This is a genomic window from Ruegeria sp. C10 (assembly GCF_056537805.1).
In genome coordinates, this window is record NZ_JBQFSC010000004.1 from 42,957 (window position 1) to 59,098 (window position 16,142).

Here is a 16,142-nt window from a genome sequence, read left to right on the forward strand (position 1 = left end):
CACCCAAAATCCGATACGGGATTATGAGAATCCGATCTAATCCCAAACTGAAGGGCTGATTGGGCAGCGATCAGAAATCGGTCGGCGCACCGCCTTCGGCCTTGCGGCGCTCAACAAACTCGGCCAGCTCCTCGCGGATCGCCTCATCCATCTTCGGGGCATCGAAATTGTTCACGATCTCCTTAAACATCCGATGGGCACGTTCCGCAGTCCAGATACCACCAGCTGCTTCCCAGGCTTCGAAGTTTTTCCAGTCACTCAGGAACGGCTGATAAAATGCGGTGGTATAACGATCTTGCGTATGTTGGATGCCAAAGAAATGCCCGTCGTTTCCAACAGACCGGATCGCTTCAAGGGCGATGTCATCCGGGCCCGTTGCTGTCAGTTCCGGCTGCATATACCGCTGAATCTGCTGCAGGATTTCGCAATCCATGATGAATTTCTCGGGGCTTGCGATAAGGCCTCCTTCAAGCCAGCCTGCCGCATGATATACCATGTTGGTGCCTGACTGCACCGCCGCCCAAAGGGAATTCGAGGTTTCCCAAACCGACTGCCCATCGGGCACATTTGCCGCGCAAACGCCCGAGGACCGCATAGGCAAGCCATAATACCGTGCCATCTGCCCAGTCATCTGGGTCGAGCGCATGTATTCCGGTGTCCCGAATGCAGGCGCACCGGATTTCATATCGACATTCGAAGTAAAGGTCCCGATCACGCATGGAATACCCGGGCGAACGTACTGAAACAACGCAATCGCGCACAGCGCTTCGGCAAGCGATTGTGCCACTGCGCCAGCCATCGTCACAGGGGCCATCGCCCCGGCCAGAGTGAAAGGCGTCACGACAATTGCCTGCCCACGCCGCGCCAACCGCAGGCAGCCATCGATCATTGGATGGTCGTGTTTCAACGGTGAGGTCGAGTTGATGTTAGTGTACATCCGGGGCGTGGCCTCGAATTCCTCGTGGCTCAGGCCACCCGCGATACGCACCATCTCCATCACGTCTTCGACGCGCTCTTTCCCCAGCGAATAGGCATGCATTGCCTTATCAGTCAGGGTCAGCTTGTCATAAAGCACATCAAGGTGCCGTATGCTGGCGTGGATATCGACCGGCTCAACCGGATATCCACCTGCAAAGTGGATACAGTTGAAGTATTGCGTCAACTTCAGCAGGTCCTGACACATCCGCCGGGTGCCGGGCACTTTTTTTCCGATTTCCATGTCCCAATAATTTGGTGGGGATGAAACATTGCCGAACAGAATGGTCTTGCCACCAATCTCGATCTGATGCTCCGGGTTGCGCGGCGTGATGGTAAATTTGCTGGGCGCCTTGCCCACCATTTCCATCACGAAATCCCGGTCCATTCGGACGTTGTCGCCGGAAATTGTACAGCCCGCCTTGCGCAGGATCCCGATGGCTTCCTGATTGTAGAACTCGATGCCGATCTCTTCGAGAATCCGCATGGCACCTTCGTGAACCGCTTCGATCCCCTCGGGTCCCAACGGCTCGATTGGCTTGTCGATGTTTGTGGGCGGGTTCCAGGGCATCTGCTCGATCACCGCCGCGCCGCGCCTTGCGGCTGCACCCGCGCGTCCACCACCGCGACGTTTGCGTGTCTTGCTCTCAGCCATCACCATCCTCCGCGCTTTCACTCCTATGAAAGCCCCGAAGATTCAGTATCGCCGTTCTGTCTGCGACAAGAGTTGTCGGTTTTATTATCCAACCCGGCGATTTGGAACCGAGGTTATTCGGTTTTCGACAACCAGCCGGGAATGTGCCCGATGTTGGGCAAGACGACATCCGCCAGCGGTTCGAGTGTTTTGGCCGTCGCCATGCCGGTCAGAACCCCGATGGTGACCATCCCTGCGGCGCGTCCCGCCTCTAGATCGTGAAGACTGTCACCAACCATCGCAACACGAGATGGCGCGACCTCGACATGCTGAGCAAAGGCCAATAGCTGCCCCGGACCTGGCTTGTAACCATGTCCGCTGTCATATCCGGCTACAAAATCAAAATGGTCCCGCACACCAACGGACTGCAGGTGCTGCAGGGCCGGCATTTCAGCATCGTTCGTCGCAACGCCCAGTTTCAGCCCGGCGCGCCGCAGCTCGGCAAGGAATGGTGCCAAGGGAACGGCTTGGATCTGCTCTGCGTTCGCTGACGCCCGGTTGAGTGTTTCGATCAGGTGCCCCAGAGATACCTCAGGCAAATGCGGTGTCAGGGCTGCAGCAACTTCATCGACCGTTCCGGCGATGACTACGCTATTCGGGTCGTAGCTCTCTTGTTCAAAATCAAATCCGATGGCCTTCCCCAACTCGGTCGCGCGCTGCACATCTCCATCAGAGAGCTGCAGCATCGCGATACGCCCGAACGCACCCCAAGTGGCTGCAAAATCAAAAAGAGTACCGTCCTTGTCGAACACGAGGGCGTCGATTGCCATGAAACAAATTTCCTTTGGGTTAGGTCCAGTGCATATCCGAAATTCCGGACAACGCGGCACGGGCTTGACCCGGCTCTTCGTAGGGCACGGAATTGGCGTCACAAAAAGCGATCACCCATGAATCGTCAAGCAGCAGAAAGTCCAACACAGACCCAAGAAATTCAGCCTCACCCGCACGGTCGCGCAAATCTTGTTCCGAGGCACCTGTCGCCCCCAGGAAAACGGGCAGCAACTCATCATTTCCCACCAGCCAGCCCAGCACATTCAGGGCCAGAGTTTCAGCGGAATTGGCGGAGATCGGCATAAACTGGCCTCGGACAATGTGTTGGAAAGGGTTTGTTAACCAGACTCATAAACACTTTAGCAACGCATGCAATCAAACGGTGAATGGCTATGTCTGTACAAGGCACCATACTCGTCCTCGACGGTGTTTCGACCAATCGCATAATGCTCAAGGTTCAGTTGACGGCCGCCTGGTACCATGTCGTGCAGGGTGAGAAACTGGCCGGGCTTGGTGCATTGCTGCGGCGGACACGGCCTGATCTGGTTCTTACAGCGCAAACTCTGCCCGACGGAAGCGCTGCGGATGTTAAGAAAGTGATGGCGGCAGATCCTGCTCTGATCGATGTGCCGATTGTTGCGATTGCACCGAAAAACGACAAAGCAGCGCGTTTGAAGGCACTGTCGGACGGGCTGGATGATGTGCTTGGCTATCCGTTCAAGGATACACTTCTATTGGCCCGCGTGCGCAGCTTGTTACGTGCGCGCGCCGAACGGCAGGAATTAAACATCGAAGGTTCGGCCCAAACCATTGGCTTTGGCGAGGCGCCACAGGTGCTGATCGCCCCGCCATCGACGGCAGAGATCGCGATCCTGACGCAAACAGTTCGAACCAGCGCGTTGTGGAGTAATGCTCTGACCCATCAAACCCGGCATCGTGTGACCGGCCATACTCTGCCTGATCTCAAAGGCATCCTGTCCGGGACGATCCCGGACGCGATTGTTGTTGAGCTTGCACCGAATAGCTCGGGGCGGAACCTACTGGCAGATCTTCGGTCGCGCGGTGCGACACGAAATACTGTGCTGATCGGTGTGTTGCCGGATGATAATCCCGCACTTGCGGCCGAGGCGCTGGACCGAGGCGCTGATGCGGTCTGCATGGGCGGGTTTCAGACAGATGAGATATGCTTGCGGCTTGAAACTTTGATCGCCCGCAAGACCCGAGACGACAGATTGCGAGCGACATTGCGCAGGGATTTGGCCGAATCCCTGATCGATCCGCTGACGGGACTGTTCAATCGCCGCTATGCGATGCGCGCGCTGGACCAGATCGCGCATCAGGCCCCAGAAACGGAACACGGATTCGCCGTGATGCTGGCCGATCTGGACCACTTCAAGGCAATCAATGACCGTTACGGTCACGCCGCGGGGGATTTGGTTCTGACCGAAACCGCGAAAAGGCTGCGAGTCGTGATAGGAAAAACCGGTTTTGTCGCGCGTATCGGCGGCGAAGAGTTCATGATCGGGCTACCGAATACCTCAACCGACCAAGCGCTGAAGCAAGCGAAACAGATTTGTGAAACAATTTGCGAAAAACCTTTTCAGCTGCCGGATCGTCCGGCCCCAGTACCCGTAACGATCAGCGTGGGGGTGAAATTATGTACCCCGCCCGAACTCTCTCATCCAGGCGAAACAGACCCGGTTGGTCGATTGATCAGCTCGGCGGACAAAGCACTTTATGCCGCCAAAAAAGCGGGCCGCAACCAGGTACAGATTCGGCAAAGCGCAGCGTGACTAGTCAGTCCCGTTTTTTGTGTTTGCGCGGGCCGCGTTTAACTACGTCCTCCAGCCGGTCCGCGTAAGCGGCACGTTGGTCATCATTCATGGCCGAGATCTGGGCCAGCCATTGCTGATGAAGCGCAGTCTGCAGATCAGCAGTTGCCTTCGACTGCTGTGCCAAAAGACTCGCAACCGCTGCGGGATCGAAAGGCACGGCCCTAAGCACTTGACTAAGAGCAGTAAAATCCTGCTTGCGCCGATGTGATCCTTTTCCGCGCAGGTCCGACAACTCACCTCTCAGAGCCTTTCGATCCGACTTTGGCAGCGCATAATACAGCGCCGGGCCAAATCCCGGAGGCGCATCGGCATGAGCGCTTCCTTTGAAGCGCAATGCCGCACCCAAAATGACTCCGACAATCAGCAGATTCAAAGCAAGAGAGACAACCAGCAATATCGGCATCCATTTGCGTTTGGGTGCGGGATGATCGCTCATTCTGCGTCCTCCAGATAGTTTTCGTCTAAATTCAGATCGGCCATCAGATAGGTCGTCTCTTGTGAGATGAAATAATCAACAGGGTCCGGCAAGAAGGCCGGAGCGGAGAACCCGATCCAGACGCCAGCTGCGCTTGCGGCCACAAGACCGCTCAACCCTTGCCACCCCCCGATAACGCCTATCTTTTGCCGCCATGTCCGCCGCTGCGGTCTTGCAGTCCGGGCCAGACGTATGGCTTCGGCATCCGTTTCGATGCGAACCGCAAGATCGTCAGGAAACGTATCCCGCGCCGCACGCGCCCGTGCAAACAGATGGTCGAGTTCGTTATCTTGATCAGCCATGTTCGTACCCCAGTTCATCCCGACGCCCCGCCAGTATCGCGGTAAGAGATCGTTTGCCACGCGCGGTCAGGCTTTCAACCGCCTCGACCGAAATATCCATGATCCCCGCGATTTCGGGATTGGACAATTCTTCGATGTGCCGCAGAACCACAGCCTGCCGCTGCCGGTCCGGCAAATGCTCCAATGCAGCCTGCAACGCGTCCTTGCGGGCACTCTCCTGCATCTGGTCGACCACACTGGCAGTCTCATCTTCGGGTTCGGCCACATTGTCCAACGCTTGAGGCCGCTTTTTCCGGCGCAAGTCCACACATAGATTCAGTGTTACGCGATAGAGCCAAGTCGATAACTGCGCCTGCCCCGGCACCCAGTTAGGCGCCATTTTCCACAGGCGCATCATCGCTTCTTGCGTTACGTCCTCTGCTTCGGCTGGGTTTCCCAGCATTCGCAAAGCCACGGAATAACTTCGCGGCCCCAACCGCCCGGTCAGCAGGCGGGCCGCCGTAGCATCGCCATCAGAAAACCGGCCCAGCAACTCTTCGTCGCTGGGCTCGGGCATGGCAGATGTTCCGCCATGCTCGATGTCGGGATAAGAGGTCAGATCCTCCATCCCGTATCAGTTGTTGTCGGTGTCCGACTTCTGATGCCGCTTGTGTTTCCGGCCCATTTTGTCTTTTGCATCCGCGTATTCCTGTTCTGAGATCGAACCGTTGCCGTCGGCATCGATGCGCTCGAACATCTTGGAGGCGCGGCGCGGTTTCGGCAATTCATCTTCGCTAAGGAAACCATCCGCATTTGCGTCGTGCTTTTCGAACATCTTGGTGACACGCTCGTTGGCCTTGGTCTGCACCGCAGCCTGCATTTCTTCGACGCTCAGTTGGCCGTCGCCATCCGTATCGGCAGCGGTGAATTTCTGGTTGCGATGTGTCTCAATCTCGTCCTGTGTCACCTGCCCGTCCCCGTCGGCATCCAGTTCCTGAAATGTCGCACGCGGGCCCTTGGCCAAAGCGGAAGTGCCGGTCACAGTAACTGCAGCTACGACGATTGCCGAAATGAAGCTTTTGGTTTTCATTACATAGTTCCCTGAATTTGGCGGCCATTTGCCGCTGTTGATACCTATTCAAACGCGGCTTGGGCGGGTTTCCGTCGCTTCCGGCACAACTTTTTTTGCTTTATTTGAAACGCCAATAGAAAATGATACGCTAAGCAGCAGCGCCACAAAGCGACGCACCCCCCTTTTCCGTTGGGTCTGATCCTGCCTATATGCCTTCAGGAAAGATGCGCGAGATACATATGATTGACCAAACTATTGACAGTTCGCTCGAAGAAGACCGCCCAACAAAACCCGCATTGATCCGAGGGTTCCGTTGCAAATGCCCGAATTGCGGTGAGGGTGCGCTGTTGCACAGCTATCTCAAGGTGAATGACACCTGTTCGGAATGCGGGCAGGAATTGTTCCATCATCGCGCTGATGACGGCCCGGCCTACCTGACGATCCTGCTGGTGGGGCACCTTCTGGCACCCGCCCTTCATGTCTCTTACGTGCAGTGGCGTCCCGATCCATGGACCATGGCGATTGCATTCTCGATCGGCTGCGTCGCGCTGTCCTTGTTCCTTCTGCCCCGTCTCAAAGGGGCCGTGGTCGCCTATCAATGGGCGCGGCGGATGCACGGGTTTGGCAAGGCCGGATGACGGCGGATAAAACCGCAATCCGTGATGCTGCTACCGTAATCGTATTGCGTGATCGGTTCACAGACCCGTCGATCCTGATGGGCCAACGCGGTGCCAAGGCTGCGTTCATGCCGAACAAATTCGTGTTCCCGGGCGGCGCGGTTGATGCTTCCGATGCGGGCATCCCGCTTAGCGCGCCATTGCCCGATCTATGCACCGATCGCCTGTCACAACAATCAGCGCCAAACTTGCAGACCTCTCTAGCTGTCGCGGCGATCCGAGAGTTGTGGGAAGAAACCGGGCTTGTTCTGGGGCAACAAGGGGATTGGCAAGGCGCGATCCCAGCCGATTGGCAAAGCTTTGCGGCGATGGGCTACCTGCCGTCTGCAGAAGCACTGCAATTTGTCTTTCGCGCAGTCACACCACCGGGGCGACCCCGCCGGTTCGACGCCAGGTTCTTTCTGGTCGATGCGAACGCGATTCAGGGGGATCTTGACGACTTCACCCATGCCTCGGACGAGCTATCGCATTTGCAATGGGTCAAGATCAGCCAAGCGCGAGAGTTCGACCTGCCCTTCATCACCGAAGTTGTTCTGGCCGAAGTCGCTGCCCGTGCAGAGGACCCGAACCCGCCTGAAACCGTTCCCTTCTTTCTCAACAACGAAGAGGCCAGCCTTTTCCTGCAGCTTCGGGGCTATCCGATGCCCTATGCAGATTAACGCATTCGGCTAACAACCACTGTTACCTCGGGTTTCTTGCCGATCTCGGCCTGCGCGGTCTGACGTGCGATCCGGCGCAACCCTTCTTCCAGTTTGTCGTCATCACGCAGCGTCTTTGCGCCCGCACGCATCAGGAACTGGTTCAGGTCCTCTTCCAGCACCTCAATCAGCCCCGCGCGGGATGATCCCGTTTCGGGCAGGCCCATCGTATCGCACCACGGCTCACCCAGCGGTTCGTCTTCTTCGTCCAATATCACGGTGATGATGATATGGCCGTTCAGCGCCATCCGAATCCGGTCGCGCACCACGCCGTCCAAGGCGCCGATTTTGACTGTACCATCCAGATAGGTCCGGCCAGTCTCGATATAATCCGCCACTTTGGGCGCATTCCCAGTCAGATCCAGCATAGTGCCGTTAACAGCGAGAATCCCAGTGCGACCACCCGTTTCGGCCAGTTTGGCATGCTCACGCAAGTGGCGGTGTTCGCCATGCATCGGGATGACCATCTGCGGATCGATCAGAGCGTGAACCTTCTCAAGATCAGGCCGGTTGGCGTGACCCGAGACGTGATACAGACCAGAGCTGTCATCGACCACATCCACGCCCTTCTCACTGAGCTGGTTCATGATGCGGATTACGCCACGTTCATTGCCGGGAATAGTCTTGGACGAGAACAGAAACAGATCGCCCTCTTTCGCTTCTAGCCCGCGATATTTACCACGCGCCAGTTGAGCGCTGGCCGCGCGGCGCTCGCCTTGGCTGCCAGTCACAATCAACATCAGGTTCGCGCGCGGCACGTCGACGGCCTCTTCGGCGCTGATAACCTTTGGAAAATCGGTCAGGATGCCGGTCTCGGTCGCCGCCTCGATCATACGCCGCATCGCACGACCCAGCAGAACGACCGAACGGCCGGCTTTCTGTCCCGCCTCTGCCAGCGTTTTCACGCGTGCCACGTTCGAGGCAAACGTGGTTGCGATGACCATGCCGCTGGCCTCTTGAACCAGACGGGTGATCTCGGGGCCGACTTCGGATTCCGAACGCCCGGGATGGCTTGAGAACACATTGGTACTGTCACAGACCAACGCTTTGACGCCGGGCTTTGCCACCTCGGCCCACAGATCGGGATCGAATGGTTCGCCCACGACCGGGTTGGAATCGAGCTTGAAATCCCCCGTATGCACCACGCGCCCGGCAGGCGAGTCGATAACGAGCCCTGCACTTTCAGGGATGGAATGCGAAACCGGCAGGAAACCAAGGGTAAACGGGCCAGCCTTGATCTGTTCGGGCCATGGAGACGCAGTTTGCACCGCCTCGGTCGGGTGGCCGCGTTCTTCCATCTTGCGACGCGCGATATTGGCGGTAAAAGCGCGCGCGTAGACCGGCGCGCCCAAAGCCTCATAACAGTGGGCCACCGCCCCGACATGATCTTCGTGCGCGTGAGTGACAAAAACTGCTTCCAGCTGATCGGCGCGCTCTTTCAACCAGGTGATGTCTGCAAAGATCAGATCCACGCCGGGCGAGGTGTCCATGTCCGGGAAGGCAACGCCAAGATCCACAAGGATCAACCGCTCTTGCCCCGGCTTACCGTAACCATAGACATAGGCATTCATGCCGATTTCGCCTGCACCGCCCAGCGGCAGATAGATCAGTCGTTCACTGCTCATGTTGAGCCATTTTCCTTGTTATAGCGATGTATCACGGTCAACCCGTGCATCGTCAGATCATCCTCGATAGCGTCAAAACCCACGTCAGCCTGATCAAAAAGAGGCGCCAGGCCCCCGGTACCGACGACTTTCATCGCCATTCCGTATTCAGCTTTCACGCGCGAGATCAGCCCTTCGATCAGGCCGGAATATCCCCAATACACGCCGGACTGGATACAGCCAACCGTGTTTGTTCCAATCACTTTTTCGGGCCTCGTGATGTCGATATGCGGCAACGCCGCGGCACCCTGATGCAGTGCCTCAAGGCTCAGGTTCACGCCAGGGGCGATGATACCACCGACATAGGCGCCGTCGGCTGCGACTACGTCGAAATTCGTAGCCGTCCCAAAGTCAACCACAACCACATTGCCGCCATGGCGGTCGAACGCCGCCGCCGCGTTGGCCAACCGGTCCGGACCGGGCACGGTGCCTTCGTCCACGCGCGGATTGACCGGCAGCAGGCAATCTGGCTTGCCAACAACAATCGGCCGGCATCCAAAAAAGCGATCAGCAAAGACCCGCAGGTTGAACACCACGCGTGGCACGGTTGAGGCGATGATCACATCCGAGATATCAGCTTCGATACCGTAGTGTTTCACCAAGGTTGAATACCAAGTGAAATATGCGTCCGCTGTGCGGGCATGATGAGTTGAGGTGCGCAGGGTGCACAGAAACTTTTCGCCATCCCAGATCGAGAAAACGGTGTTGGTATTGCCGCAATCAATCGCCAGAAGCATCCCGCGCCCCTTTCAGAAGTACACATCCGCAGCCGGAATGCTGACCCGGCCCTTGGCGGTGTTTAGGACAAGGCTGCCACCCACGTCTACCGTTTCGAAGGTTCCAACCGTTTCGGACGTGGCTGTACGAGCGGTTATGACTTCGCCCAACCGCGCTGCTCGGGATAGCCAGGCGGTGCGGATCGGTTCGAACCCGTAGGTCATGAACTGGGTCTCATAATGCGCATAAGCTACCGCCAGTTCGGTCAGAAAATCCTCGGGGGTGGTGAGCGCGCCGGTTTCCGAGAGCAGAGAAACAGGTCGCACCGCTCCGGCTTCGACGCGATCAGTGCCCGGTGCCTCGGACAGGTTCACCCCAACCCCTATCGCCAGATGTGACACCCCCCGGCCCTGCCCCGTGCTTTCTAGCAGGATACCCGCTAGTTTTCCGCCGTTGAGCAGCACGTCATTGGGCCATTTCAGTGCCAAACCTACTGCGCGCCCCGTTACCGCCACACAGGCATCATACAGGGCGAGCGCTGCGACAAAACTTCGAAGGGCCGCCTGTTCCGGATCACCCGGCGGGCGCATCAGCAAAGTCGCTGCCAGATTACCTTTGGGGTTGGCCCAAGCTCGCCCGCGCCGACCACGCGCGGCGGTCTGATGATGTGCCATGATCCAGACCGGACCGGTCGCTGTTGGCGCAAGCCGCACCGCCTCATTCAGAGTACTGTCGACTTCTTTCAGTATATGCAGGCCATATCCCTGCGGCCATTCGCTCATGTCAAAAAGGCCCGGTCGCGCGACCGAGCCTCGGTTGATCGAAACGCGGCAGTATCAGTTGACAAGCGTCGCCGCAGCAGCTGAAGCTGCCCCTTCCACACCGAACTGATAAAATACGCCAATCAACATCAGAGCCGCAGAGCCCATCAGCGCTGCCCACAAAACCGGGGTCGAGCGGATCTCGATCGGGTCTTCATTCTCCGCCCCGAAATACATGTAGAACACGATCCGCAGATAGTAGAACGCACCGATGACCGAGGCGATGGCCGAGACGATCACCAGCCCGAACAGGTCGGCATCGATACCCGCTTGCCAGACGCCGAACTTGGCGAAGAAGCCCAGCATCGGTGGCACGCCCGCCAGACTGAACATCAGGATCAGGACTGCCAGAGCTTTGCCCGGATCGCGCTTCGAGAACTGACGCAACGCATCGATATCGGTGACAGGTTTGCCATCACGCTCCATCATCAGGATGAATGCGAAGGTTCCGATATTCATCGTCACATAGATGGCCAGATACATCAGCATTGCCTTGATGCCCATCTCGGTCCCAGCGGCCAGTCCGATCAGAGCATATCCCATATGGGCAATCGACGAAAACGCCATCAGCCGCTTGATGTCCCGCTGCCCGATAGCCGCAACCGCGCCCAGCAGCATCGACAGGACCGAAAGCAGCACGATCACTTGCTGCCAATCCTTGATCACGCCTCCGAATGCGTCATGCATCAGGCGCGCGAACAAGGCCATCGCAGCCACTTTCGGAGCGGTGGCGAAGAACGCGGTAATCGGGGTCGGTGACCCTTCATACACATCCGGCGTCCACATGTGGAACGGCACGGCCGAGACCTTGAAGGCCAGACCCGAGATCATGAACACCAGGCCAAACAGGAGGCCAATCGAGACATCTCCATGATGCACCGTTTGGATGATGCCCGAGAACAGCGTGGTGCCAGTGAAGCCGTAAACCAGCGACGCACCATAGAGCAGCAAGCCAGAACTCAACGCGCCCAGCACGAAGTATTTCAGACCGGCTTCGGTGGATTTGGCACTGTCGCGCCGCAAGGCGGCCACGACGTAAAGCGACAGCGACTGCAGCTCAAGCCCCATATAAAGCGACATCAGATCGCCTGCGCTAACCATCATCATCATGCCTACAGCCGCAAGTGCGACCAGCAGAGGATATTCAAAGCGCAGCAGATCGCGGCGCGCCATATATTCTTGGCTCATCAGCAATACCGCAGCGGCGGACAGCAGAATCGCAACCTTTGCAAATCGAGCAAAGCCGTCATCCACAAACATGCCGTTGAAGGCCACGTTGGTACCTTCGCCATTCATCGCAATCCAGATTGCCAACACCGCCATCAGACCTGAAGTGGCCCAGACCAGCATGGGGGCCAGAGCATCCTTGGTGGTGTAGACAGCCCCGATCAGCGCCGCCATCGCATAAATTGCCAGAACAATTTCCGGCAGGATGATTGTCAGATCAGCCTGGATCATGTCTCCAAAGCCCCCTTAATGCGAAGCGGCTGTCTGGGTTGCGGCTTCAGCCGCGGCCAGAGCCGTGTCATAGTTCGAGATTAGCGCTGCGGTGGATTGCCCGATCACATCGGTCACCAGCGAGGGATAAACCCCAAGCAGAATGGTCATCACGATCAGCGGCGCGAAGATCAGCCGCTCGCGCGAGCTCATGTCTGTGATGGCCTTGAGGCTTTCCTTGATCAGATCTCCAAAGACTACCCGGCGATAGAGCCATAGCGCATAGCCCGCTGAGAAGATCACACCGGTTGCAGCCACAGCCGTCACCCAGGTGTTGACCTGGAATGCGCCCATCAGGGTCAGGAATTCCCCGATGAAGCCCGATGTACCAGGCAAGCCGACATTGGCCATGGTGAACAGCATGAAGACCAGAGCGTAAGCCGGCATCCGGATGACCAAACCGCCATACGCCTCGATATCGCGGGTGTGCATCCGGTCATAGATCACGCCAACACACAGGAAGAGCGCTGCGGAAATGAACCCATGACTGAGCATCTGGAAGATCGCGCCATCAATGCCCTGCTGGTTCGCTGCAAAGATACCCATGGTCACAAAGCCCATATGCGCGACCGAGGAATAGGCGATCAGCTTCTTCATATCCTCCTGCACCAGCGCGACCAGAGAGGTGTAGACAACGGCAATCGCCGACATCCACAGCACCACATCGGTCATCACCGCAGACCCCACCGGGAACATCGGCAGGCTGAAGCGCAGGAAGCCATAGCCGCCCATCTTCAACAGGATCGCCGCCAGCACGACCGAACCCGCCGTCGGCGCCTGAACGTGCGCATCCGGCAGCCAGGTATGCACCGGCCACATCGGCATCTTCACCGCGAACGACGCGAAGAAGGCCAGGAACATCAGCGTCTGCATGCCGCCGACGATATAGATGCCCAGTACGCTGAACCCTTCGGACGAGAACTGATGGCTCATCAGCGCCTCGATATCCGTGGTGCCCGCATCCGCATACATCGCAACCATCGCCACCAGCATCAGCACCGAGCCGAGGAAGGTGTATAGGAAGAACTTGAAGCTGGCATAGATGCGGTCCTTGCCACCCCAGATACCGATGATCAGGAACATCGGGATCAGGCCCGCCTCGAAGAACAGGTAAAACAGCACGAGATCCAGCGCCATGAACACGCCCAGCATCAGCGTTTCCAGCAGCAGGAATGCGATCATGTATTCCTTGACCCGGTCCGTGACCTGCCAGCTGGCCAGAATGGTCAGCGGCATGATGAAGGTGGTCAGCAGCACGAAAAGAACGCTGATACCATCGACACCCATCTTGTACTTCAGGCCCAGCAGCCACTCGCCCTCTTCCACCATCTGGAAGCCGGTGTTGGACGGATCAAAGCCGGTATAGATGCCGATTGAGACCAGAAAGGTCACGGTTGTGGCAACCAGCGCAACCCATTTGGCGTTGCGCTGCGCGGCTACGTCCTCGCCATGCAGAAACAGGGCCAGAATGCCTGCTGCGATGGCGGGGATGAAGGTGACAATAGATAGGATATTGTCCATTAGTTTGCGCCTCCGCCGATCGACATCCAGGTGACAAGAGCGGCGATGCCCAAAACCATCCAGAAGGCGTAAGTAAAGATGTAACCCGTCTGAGCTTTGCCTGCGAGGCGGGTAAAGAAGGGCACCACGCCCATCGAAACCCCGTTCAGGAAGCCATCAATCGTGTTGCCGTCACCGCGTTTCCACAGGAACCGACCCAGCGCAACGGTAGGTTTGACAAAGATCGCGTCGTAGATCTCGTCAAAGTACCACTTGTTCTTGAGAAACAGGTACAGCGGCCGCTGGTTCGCCGCCAGACGTGCGGGCAACGACGTGTTCACGATGTAGAACCAATAGGCGACGACAAAACCCAGCAGCATGGCAACAAAAGGCGATACTTTGACCCATTTCGGAGCCTCATGCGCGTCGTTCAGGACATTGTTGTCAGGTGCCATATACAGCGCGCCTTCGCCCGGCTCACCGCCAAAGCTGGCATGCTTTTTGTCCGCCTTGTAGTCACCCTCGCCTTTATCAGCCTTCGCGTCGACTTGGTCGTCATCTGCCTTGGCCTCACCATGAGATGCGTCTGCGGCAACTTCGCCATGACCGCCGGTCTCTTCCGCCAGCGGAATACCGTAGAACTTGGCCACTTTATCGGTGTAGCCGAAGAACTGGTTGTACCACAGCATCCCCGAGAACACCGCGCCCAGAGACAGTACCCCCAGCGGGACCAGCATGACCATCGGACTTTCATGCGCGTGCTCATGCGTATGCTTGTCGCCACGCGGCTCGCCATAGAAGGTCAGGAATATCAGACGCCAGCTGTAGAATGAGGTGAACACCGCTGCGATTACCAACATCCAGAAGGCATAACCTGTGCCACCTACAAAGGCGCTTTCGATTATGGCATCCTTCGACAGGAACCCGGCGAAGCCAAACGTGGTCAGCGGGATGCCCACACCGGTAATGGCCAGCGTGCCGATCATCATCGCCCAGAACGTATAGGGGATTTTCTTCCGCAGACCGCCGTACTCGGTCATCTCTTGCTCATGATGCATCGCATGGATCACTGAACCGGCACCAAGGAACAGTAGCGCCTTGAAGAACGCGTGCGTCAGCAGATGGAACATCGCGGCTGAGTACATGCCAACGCCGGCGGCGACAAACATGTAACCCAATTGCGAACAGGTCGAATACGCAATGACCCGCTTGATATCGGTCTGCACCAAGCCCACGGTTGCTGCGAAAAACGCAGTCGAAGCGCCAAGGAAGGCTATGAACCCGGTGGCCCCCGGTGCGAACTCCATCAGCGGCGACATACGGCAGACCAGGAACACACCTGCGGTAACCATGGTCGCAGCGTGGATCAGCGCGGACACAGGGGTCGGACCTTCCATCGCATCCGGCAGCCAGGTGTGTAGTATCAACTGCGCCGATTTACCCATCGCGCCAATGAACAGCAGAACACAGATCACCTCGATCGCAGTCCACTCACCCCAGAGGAAGCTCAGTTTTTCCTCCGCCAATGCCGGGGCCGACGCGAATATGTCTGAGAAATTGATGCTGTCGGTCAGGAAGAACAGCGCGAAGATCCCCAGCGCAAAGCCGAAATCGCCCACTCGGTTCACGATGAACGCTTTCATCGCCGCTGCATTGGCGCTGGGCTTGCGATAATAAAACCCGATCAGCAGGTACGAGGCGACACCCACGCCTTCCCAGCCAAAGAACATCTGAACCAGATTGTCCGCCGTCACCAGCATCAGCATGGCGAAGGTGAAGAACGACAGATAGGCAAAGAAACGCGGCTTATAGCTTTCGCCTTCACGCCATTGCGGGTCGTGATCCATGTAGCCGAACGAATACAAGTGAACCAGCGCCGAAACGGTCGTCACCACGATCAGCATGATCGCCGTCAGACGGTCCAGACGAATGGCCCAGCTTGTCGACAGCGAACCACTTTCGATCCAGCGCATGATCTCGATCTGCTGGGTGTGGCCATCAAATGAAAGGAAGACGATCCAGCTGAGCAGGCAGGCCAGAAACAGCAGGCCCGTGGCAGTCCACATGGCGGCTTTCTCACCAATGAAGCGCCAGCCAAAACCGCAGATCAACGCACCCACGAGCGGGGCAAAGAGGATGGTGGTTTCCATATTCTCTTACCCCTTCATCATATTGACGTCTTCAACCGCGATGGTGCCACGGTTGCGGAAGAAGCAGACCAGAATGGCAAGACCAATCGCCGCCTCAGCCGCCGCAACTGTCAACACGAACAGCGTAAAGACCTGCCCGACCAGATCGCCGAGGAAACTAGAGAACGCCACGAGGTTGATATTCACCGCCAGCAGCATCAACTCGATGCTCATCAGCAGGATGATGACGTTCTTGCGGTTCAGGAAGAGACCGAAGATGCCGATGACGAATAGCGTCGCCGCGACCGTAAGATAGTGTTCAAGTCCGATCATCGT

Annotated in this window: 17 protein-coding genes; 3 read left to right on the forward strand and 14 right to left on the reverse strand. The window is 57.5% G+C overall.

Going from position 1 to position 16,142, the window contains the following annotated elements; translation table 11 throughout:
- Window positions 1-70: 70 nt before the first annotated feature.
- The 3 genes from ACR0DE_RS16510 to ACR0DE_RS16520 all read right to left on the reverse strand — a co-directional run bounded on the left by ACR0DE_RS16510 (window position 71) and on the right by ACR0DE_RS16520 (window position 2,743).
- Window positions 71-1,630, reverse strand: a complete 1,560-nt coding sequence (locus tag ACR0DE_RS16510; RefSeq protein WP_480754345.1) for a trimethylamine methyltransferase family protein — start codon at window positions 1,628-1,630, stop codon at window positions 71-73.
- A gap of 113 nt (window positions 1,631-1,743) precedes the next feature.
- A complete protein-coding gene (locus ACR0DE_RS16515) occupies window positions 1,744-2,439 on the reverse strand; it encodes an HAD family hydrolase (protein ID WP_170424087.1) in 696 nt (231 codons plus the stop codon).
- 19 nt (window positions 2,440-2,458) lie between these two features.
- Window positions 2,459-2,743, reverse strand: a complete 285-nt coding sequence (locus ACR0DE_RS16520) for a DUF3572 domain-containing protein (RefSeq protein WP_170397013.1) — start codon at window positions 2,741-2,743, stop codon at window positions 2,459-2,461.
- 89 nt (window positions 2,744-2,832) lie between these two features.
- Here ACR0DE_RS16520 and ACR0DE_RS16525 point away from each other — a divergent pair, with 89 nt between their 5' ends.
- Window positions 2,833-4,233, forward strand: a complete 1,401-nt coding sequence (locus tag ACR0DE_RS16525) for a diguanylate cyclase (protein ID WP_480754347.1) — start codon at window positions 2,833-2,835, stop codon at window positions 4,231-4,233.
- A 4-nt stretch (window positions 4,234-4,237) separates the two neighbouring features.
- On the opposite strand, the gene ACR0DE_RS16530 is transcribed toward ACR0DE_RS16525, so the two are convergent.
- From ACR0DE_RS16530 to ACR0DE_RS16545, 4 genes are read right to left on the reverse strand one after another with little or no spacing between them, the layout of a single operon-like run.
- Window positions 4,238-4,711: a periplasmic heavy metal sensor gene (locus ACR0DE_RS16530; RefSeq protein ID WP_170397015.1), complete on the reverse strand. Its 474-nt coding sequence runs from the start codon at window positions 4,709-4,711 to the stop codon at window positions 4,238-4,240.
- Window positions 4,708-5,052: a hypothetical protein gene (locus ACR0DE_RS16535; protein WP_170397018.1), complete on the reverse strand. Its 345-nt coding sequence runs from the start codon at window positions 5,050-5,052 to the stop codon at window positions 4,708-4,710. Before ACR0DE_RS16535 ends, ACR0DE_RS16530 begins: the two co-directional genes overlap by 4 nt.
- On the reverse strand, window positions 5,045-5,659 hold the full coding sequence (locus tag ACR0DE_RS16540) for an RNA polymerase sigma factor (RefSeq protein WP_170818013.1): 615 nt from the start codon (window positions 5,657-5,659) through the stop codon (window positions 5,045-5,047). The genes ACR0DE_RS16535 and ACR0DE_RS16540 overlap by 8 nt, the downstream gene beginning before the upstream one ends.
- A gap of 6 nt (window positions 5,660-5,665) precedes the next feature.
- Window positions 5,666-6,121 (reverse strand): EF-hand domain-containing protein, encoded by a 456-nt coding sequence (locus ACR0DE_RS16545; protein WP_480754349.1) that lies wholly within the window; start codon window positions 6,119-6,121, stop codon window positions 5,666-5,668.
- A gap of 221 nt (window positions 6,122-6,342) precedes the next feature.
- Between ACR0DE_RS16545 and ACR0DE_RS16550 the strand changes: the two genes are divergently transcribed.
- Window positions 6,343-6,741, forward strand: coding sequence for a DUF983 domain-containing protein (locus ACR0DE_RS16550; RefSeq protein WP_170397024.1), 399 nt, complete (start codon window positions 6,343-6,345; stop codon window positions 6,739-6,741).
- Window positions 6,738-7,439, forward strand: coding sequence for an NUDIX hydrolase (locus ACR0DE_RS16555; protein WP_170663801.1), 702 nt, complete (start codon window positions 6,738-6,740; stop codon window positions 7,437-7,439). The genes ACR0DE_RS16550 and ACR0DE_RS16555 overlap by 4 nt, the downstream gene beginning before the upstream one ends.
- Here the strand turns inward: ACR0DE_RS16555 and ACR0DE_RS16560 are convergent.
- Genes ACR0DE_RS16560 through nuoK form a run of 7 tightly spaced genes read right to left on the reverse strand, consistent with a single transcriptional unit; the run spans window position 7,436 to window position 16,139 of the window.
- Complete coding sequence (locus tag ACR0DE_RS16560; protein WP_480754352.1) at window positions 7,436-9,103, reverse strand: ribonuclease J; 1,668 nt, start codon at window positions 9,101-9,103, stop codon at window positions 7,436-7,438. The genes ACR0DE_RS16555 and ACR0DE_RS16560 overlap by 4 nt on opposite strands.
- Window positions 9,100-9,879, reverse strand: coding sequence for a type III pantothenate kinase (locus ACR0DE_RS16565; protein ID WP_170397028.1), 780 nt, complete (start codon window positions 9,877-9,879; stop codon window positions 9,100-9,102). The genes ACR0DE_RS16560 and ACR0DE_RS16565 overlap by 4 nt, the downstream gene beginning before the upstream one ends.
- A gap of 12 nt (window positions 9,880-9,891) precedes the next feature.
- Window positions 9,892-10,641 carry a biotin--[acetyl-CoA-carboxylase] ligase gene (locus ACR0DE_RS16570; protein WP_170403973.1) on the reverse strand — a complete coding sequence of 250 codons (750 nt, stop codon included), beginning with the start codon at window positions 10,639-10,641 and terminating at the stop codon, window positions 9,892-9,894.
- Window positions 10,642-10,695: 54 nt separating this feature from the next.
- Window positions 10,696-12,138: an NADH-quinone oxidoreductase subunit NuoN gene (gene nuoN / locus ACR0DE_RS16575; protein WP_480570685.1), complete on the reverse strand. Its 1,443-nt coding sequence runs from the start codon at window positions 12,136-12,138 to the stop codon at window positions 10,696-10,698.
- A 15-nt stretch (window positions 12,139-12,153) separates the two neighbouring features.
- A complete protein-coding gene (locus tag ACR0DE_RS16580) occupies window positions 12,154-13,698 on the reverse strand; it encodes an NADH-quinone oxidoreductase subunit M (protein WP_170403976.1) in 1,545 nt (514 codons plus the stop codon).
- Window positions 13,698-15,827 (reverse strand): NADH-quinone oxidoreductase subunit L, encoded by a 2,130-nt coding sequence (nuoL, locus tag ACR0DE_RS16585; protein ID WP_170564948.1) that lies wholly within the window; start codon window positions 15,825-15,827, stop codon window positions 13,698-13,700. The genes ACR0DE_RS16580 and nuoL overlap by 1 nt, the downstream gene beginning before the upstream one ends.
- A 6-nt stretch (window positions 15,828-15,833) precedes the next feature.
- The gene (gene nuoK, locus ACR0DE_RS16590; protein WP_005984024.1) at window positions 15,834-16,139 is read right to left on the reverse strand and encodes an NADH-quinone oxidoreductase subunit NuoK; all 306 of its coding nucleotides are present in this window, start codon (window positions 16,137-16,139) and stop codon (window positions 15,834-15,836) included.
- Between the last annotated feature and the right edge of the window lie 3 nt (window positions 16,140-16,142).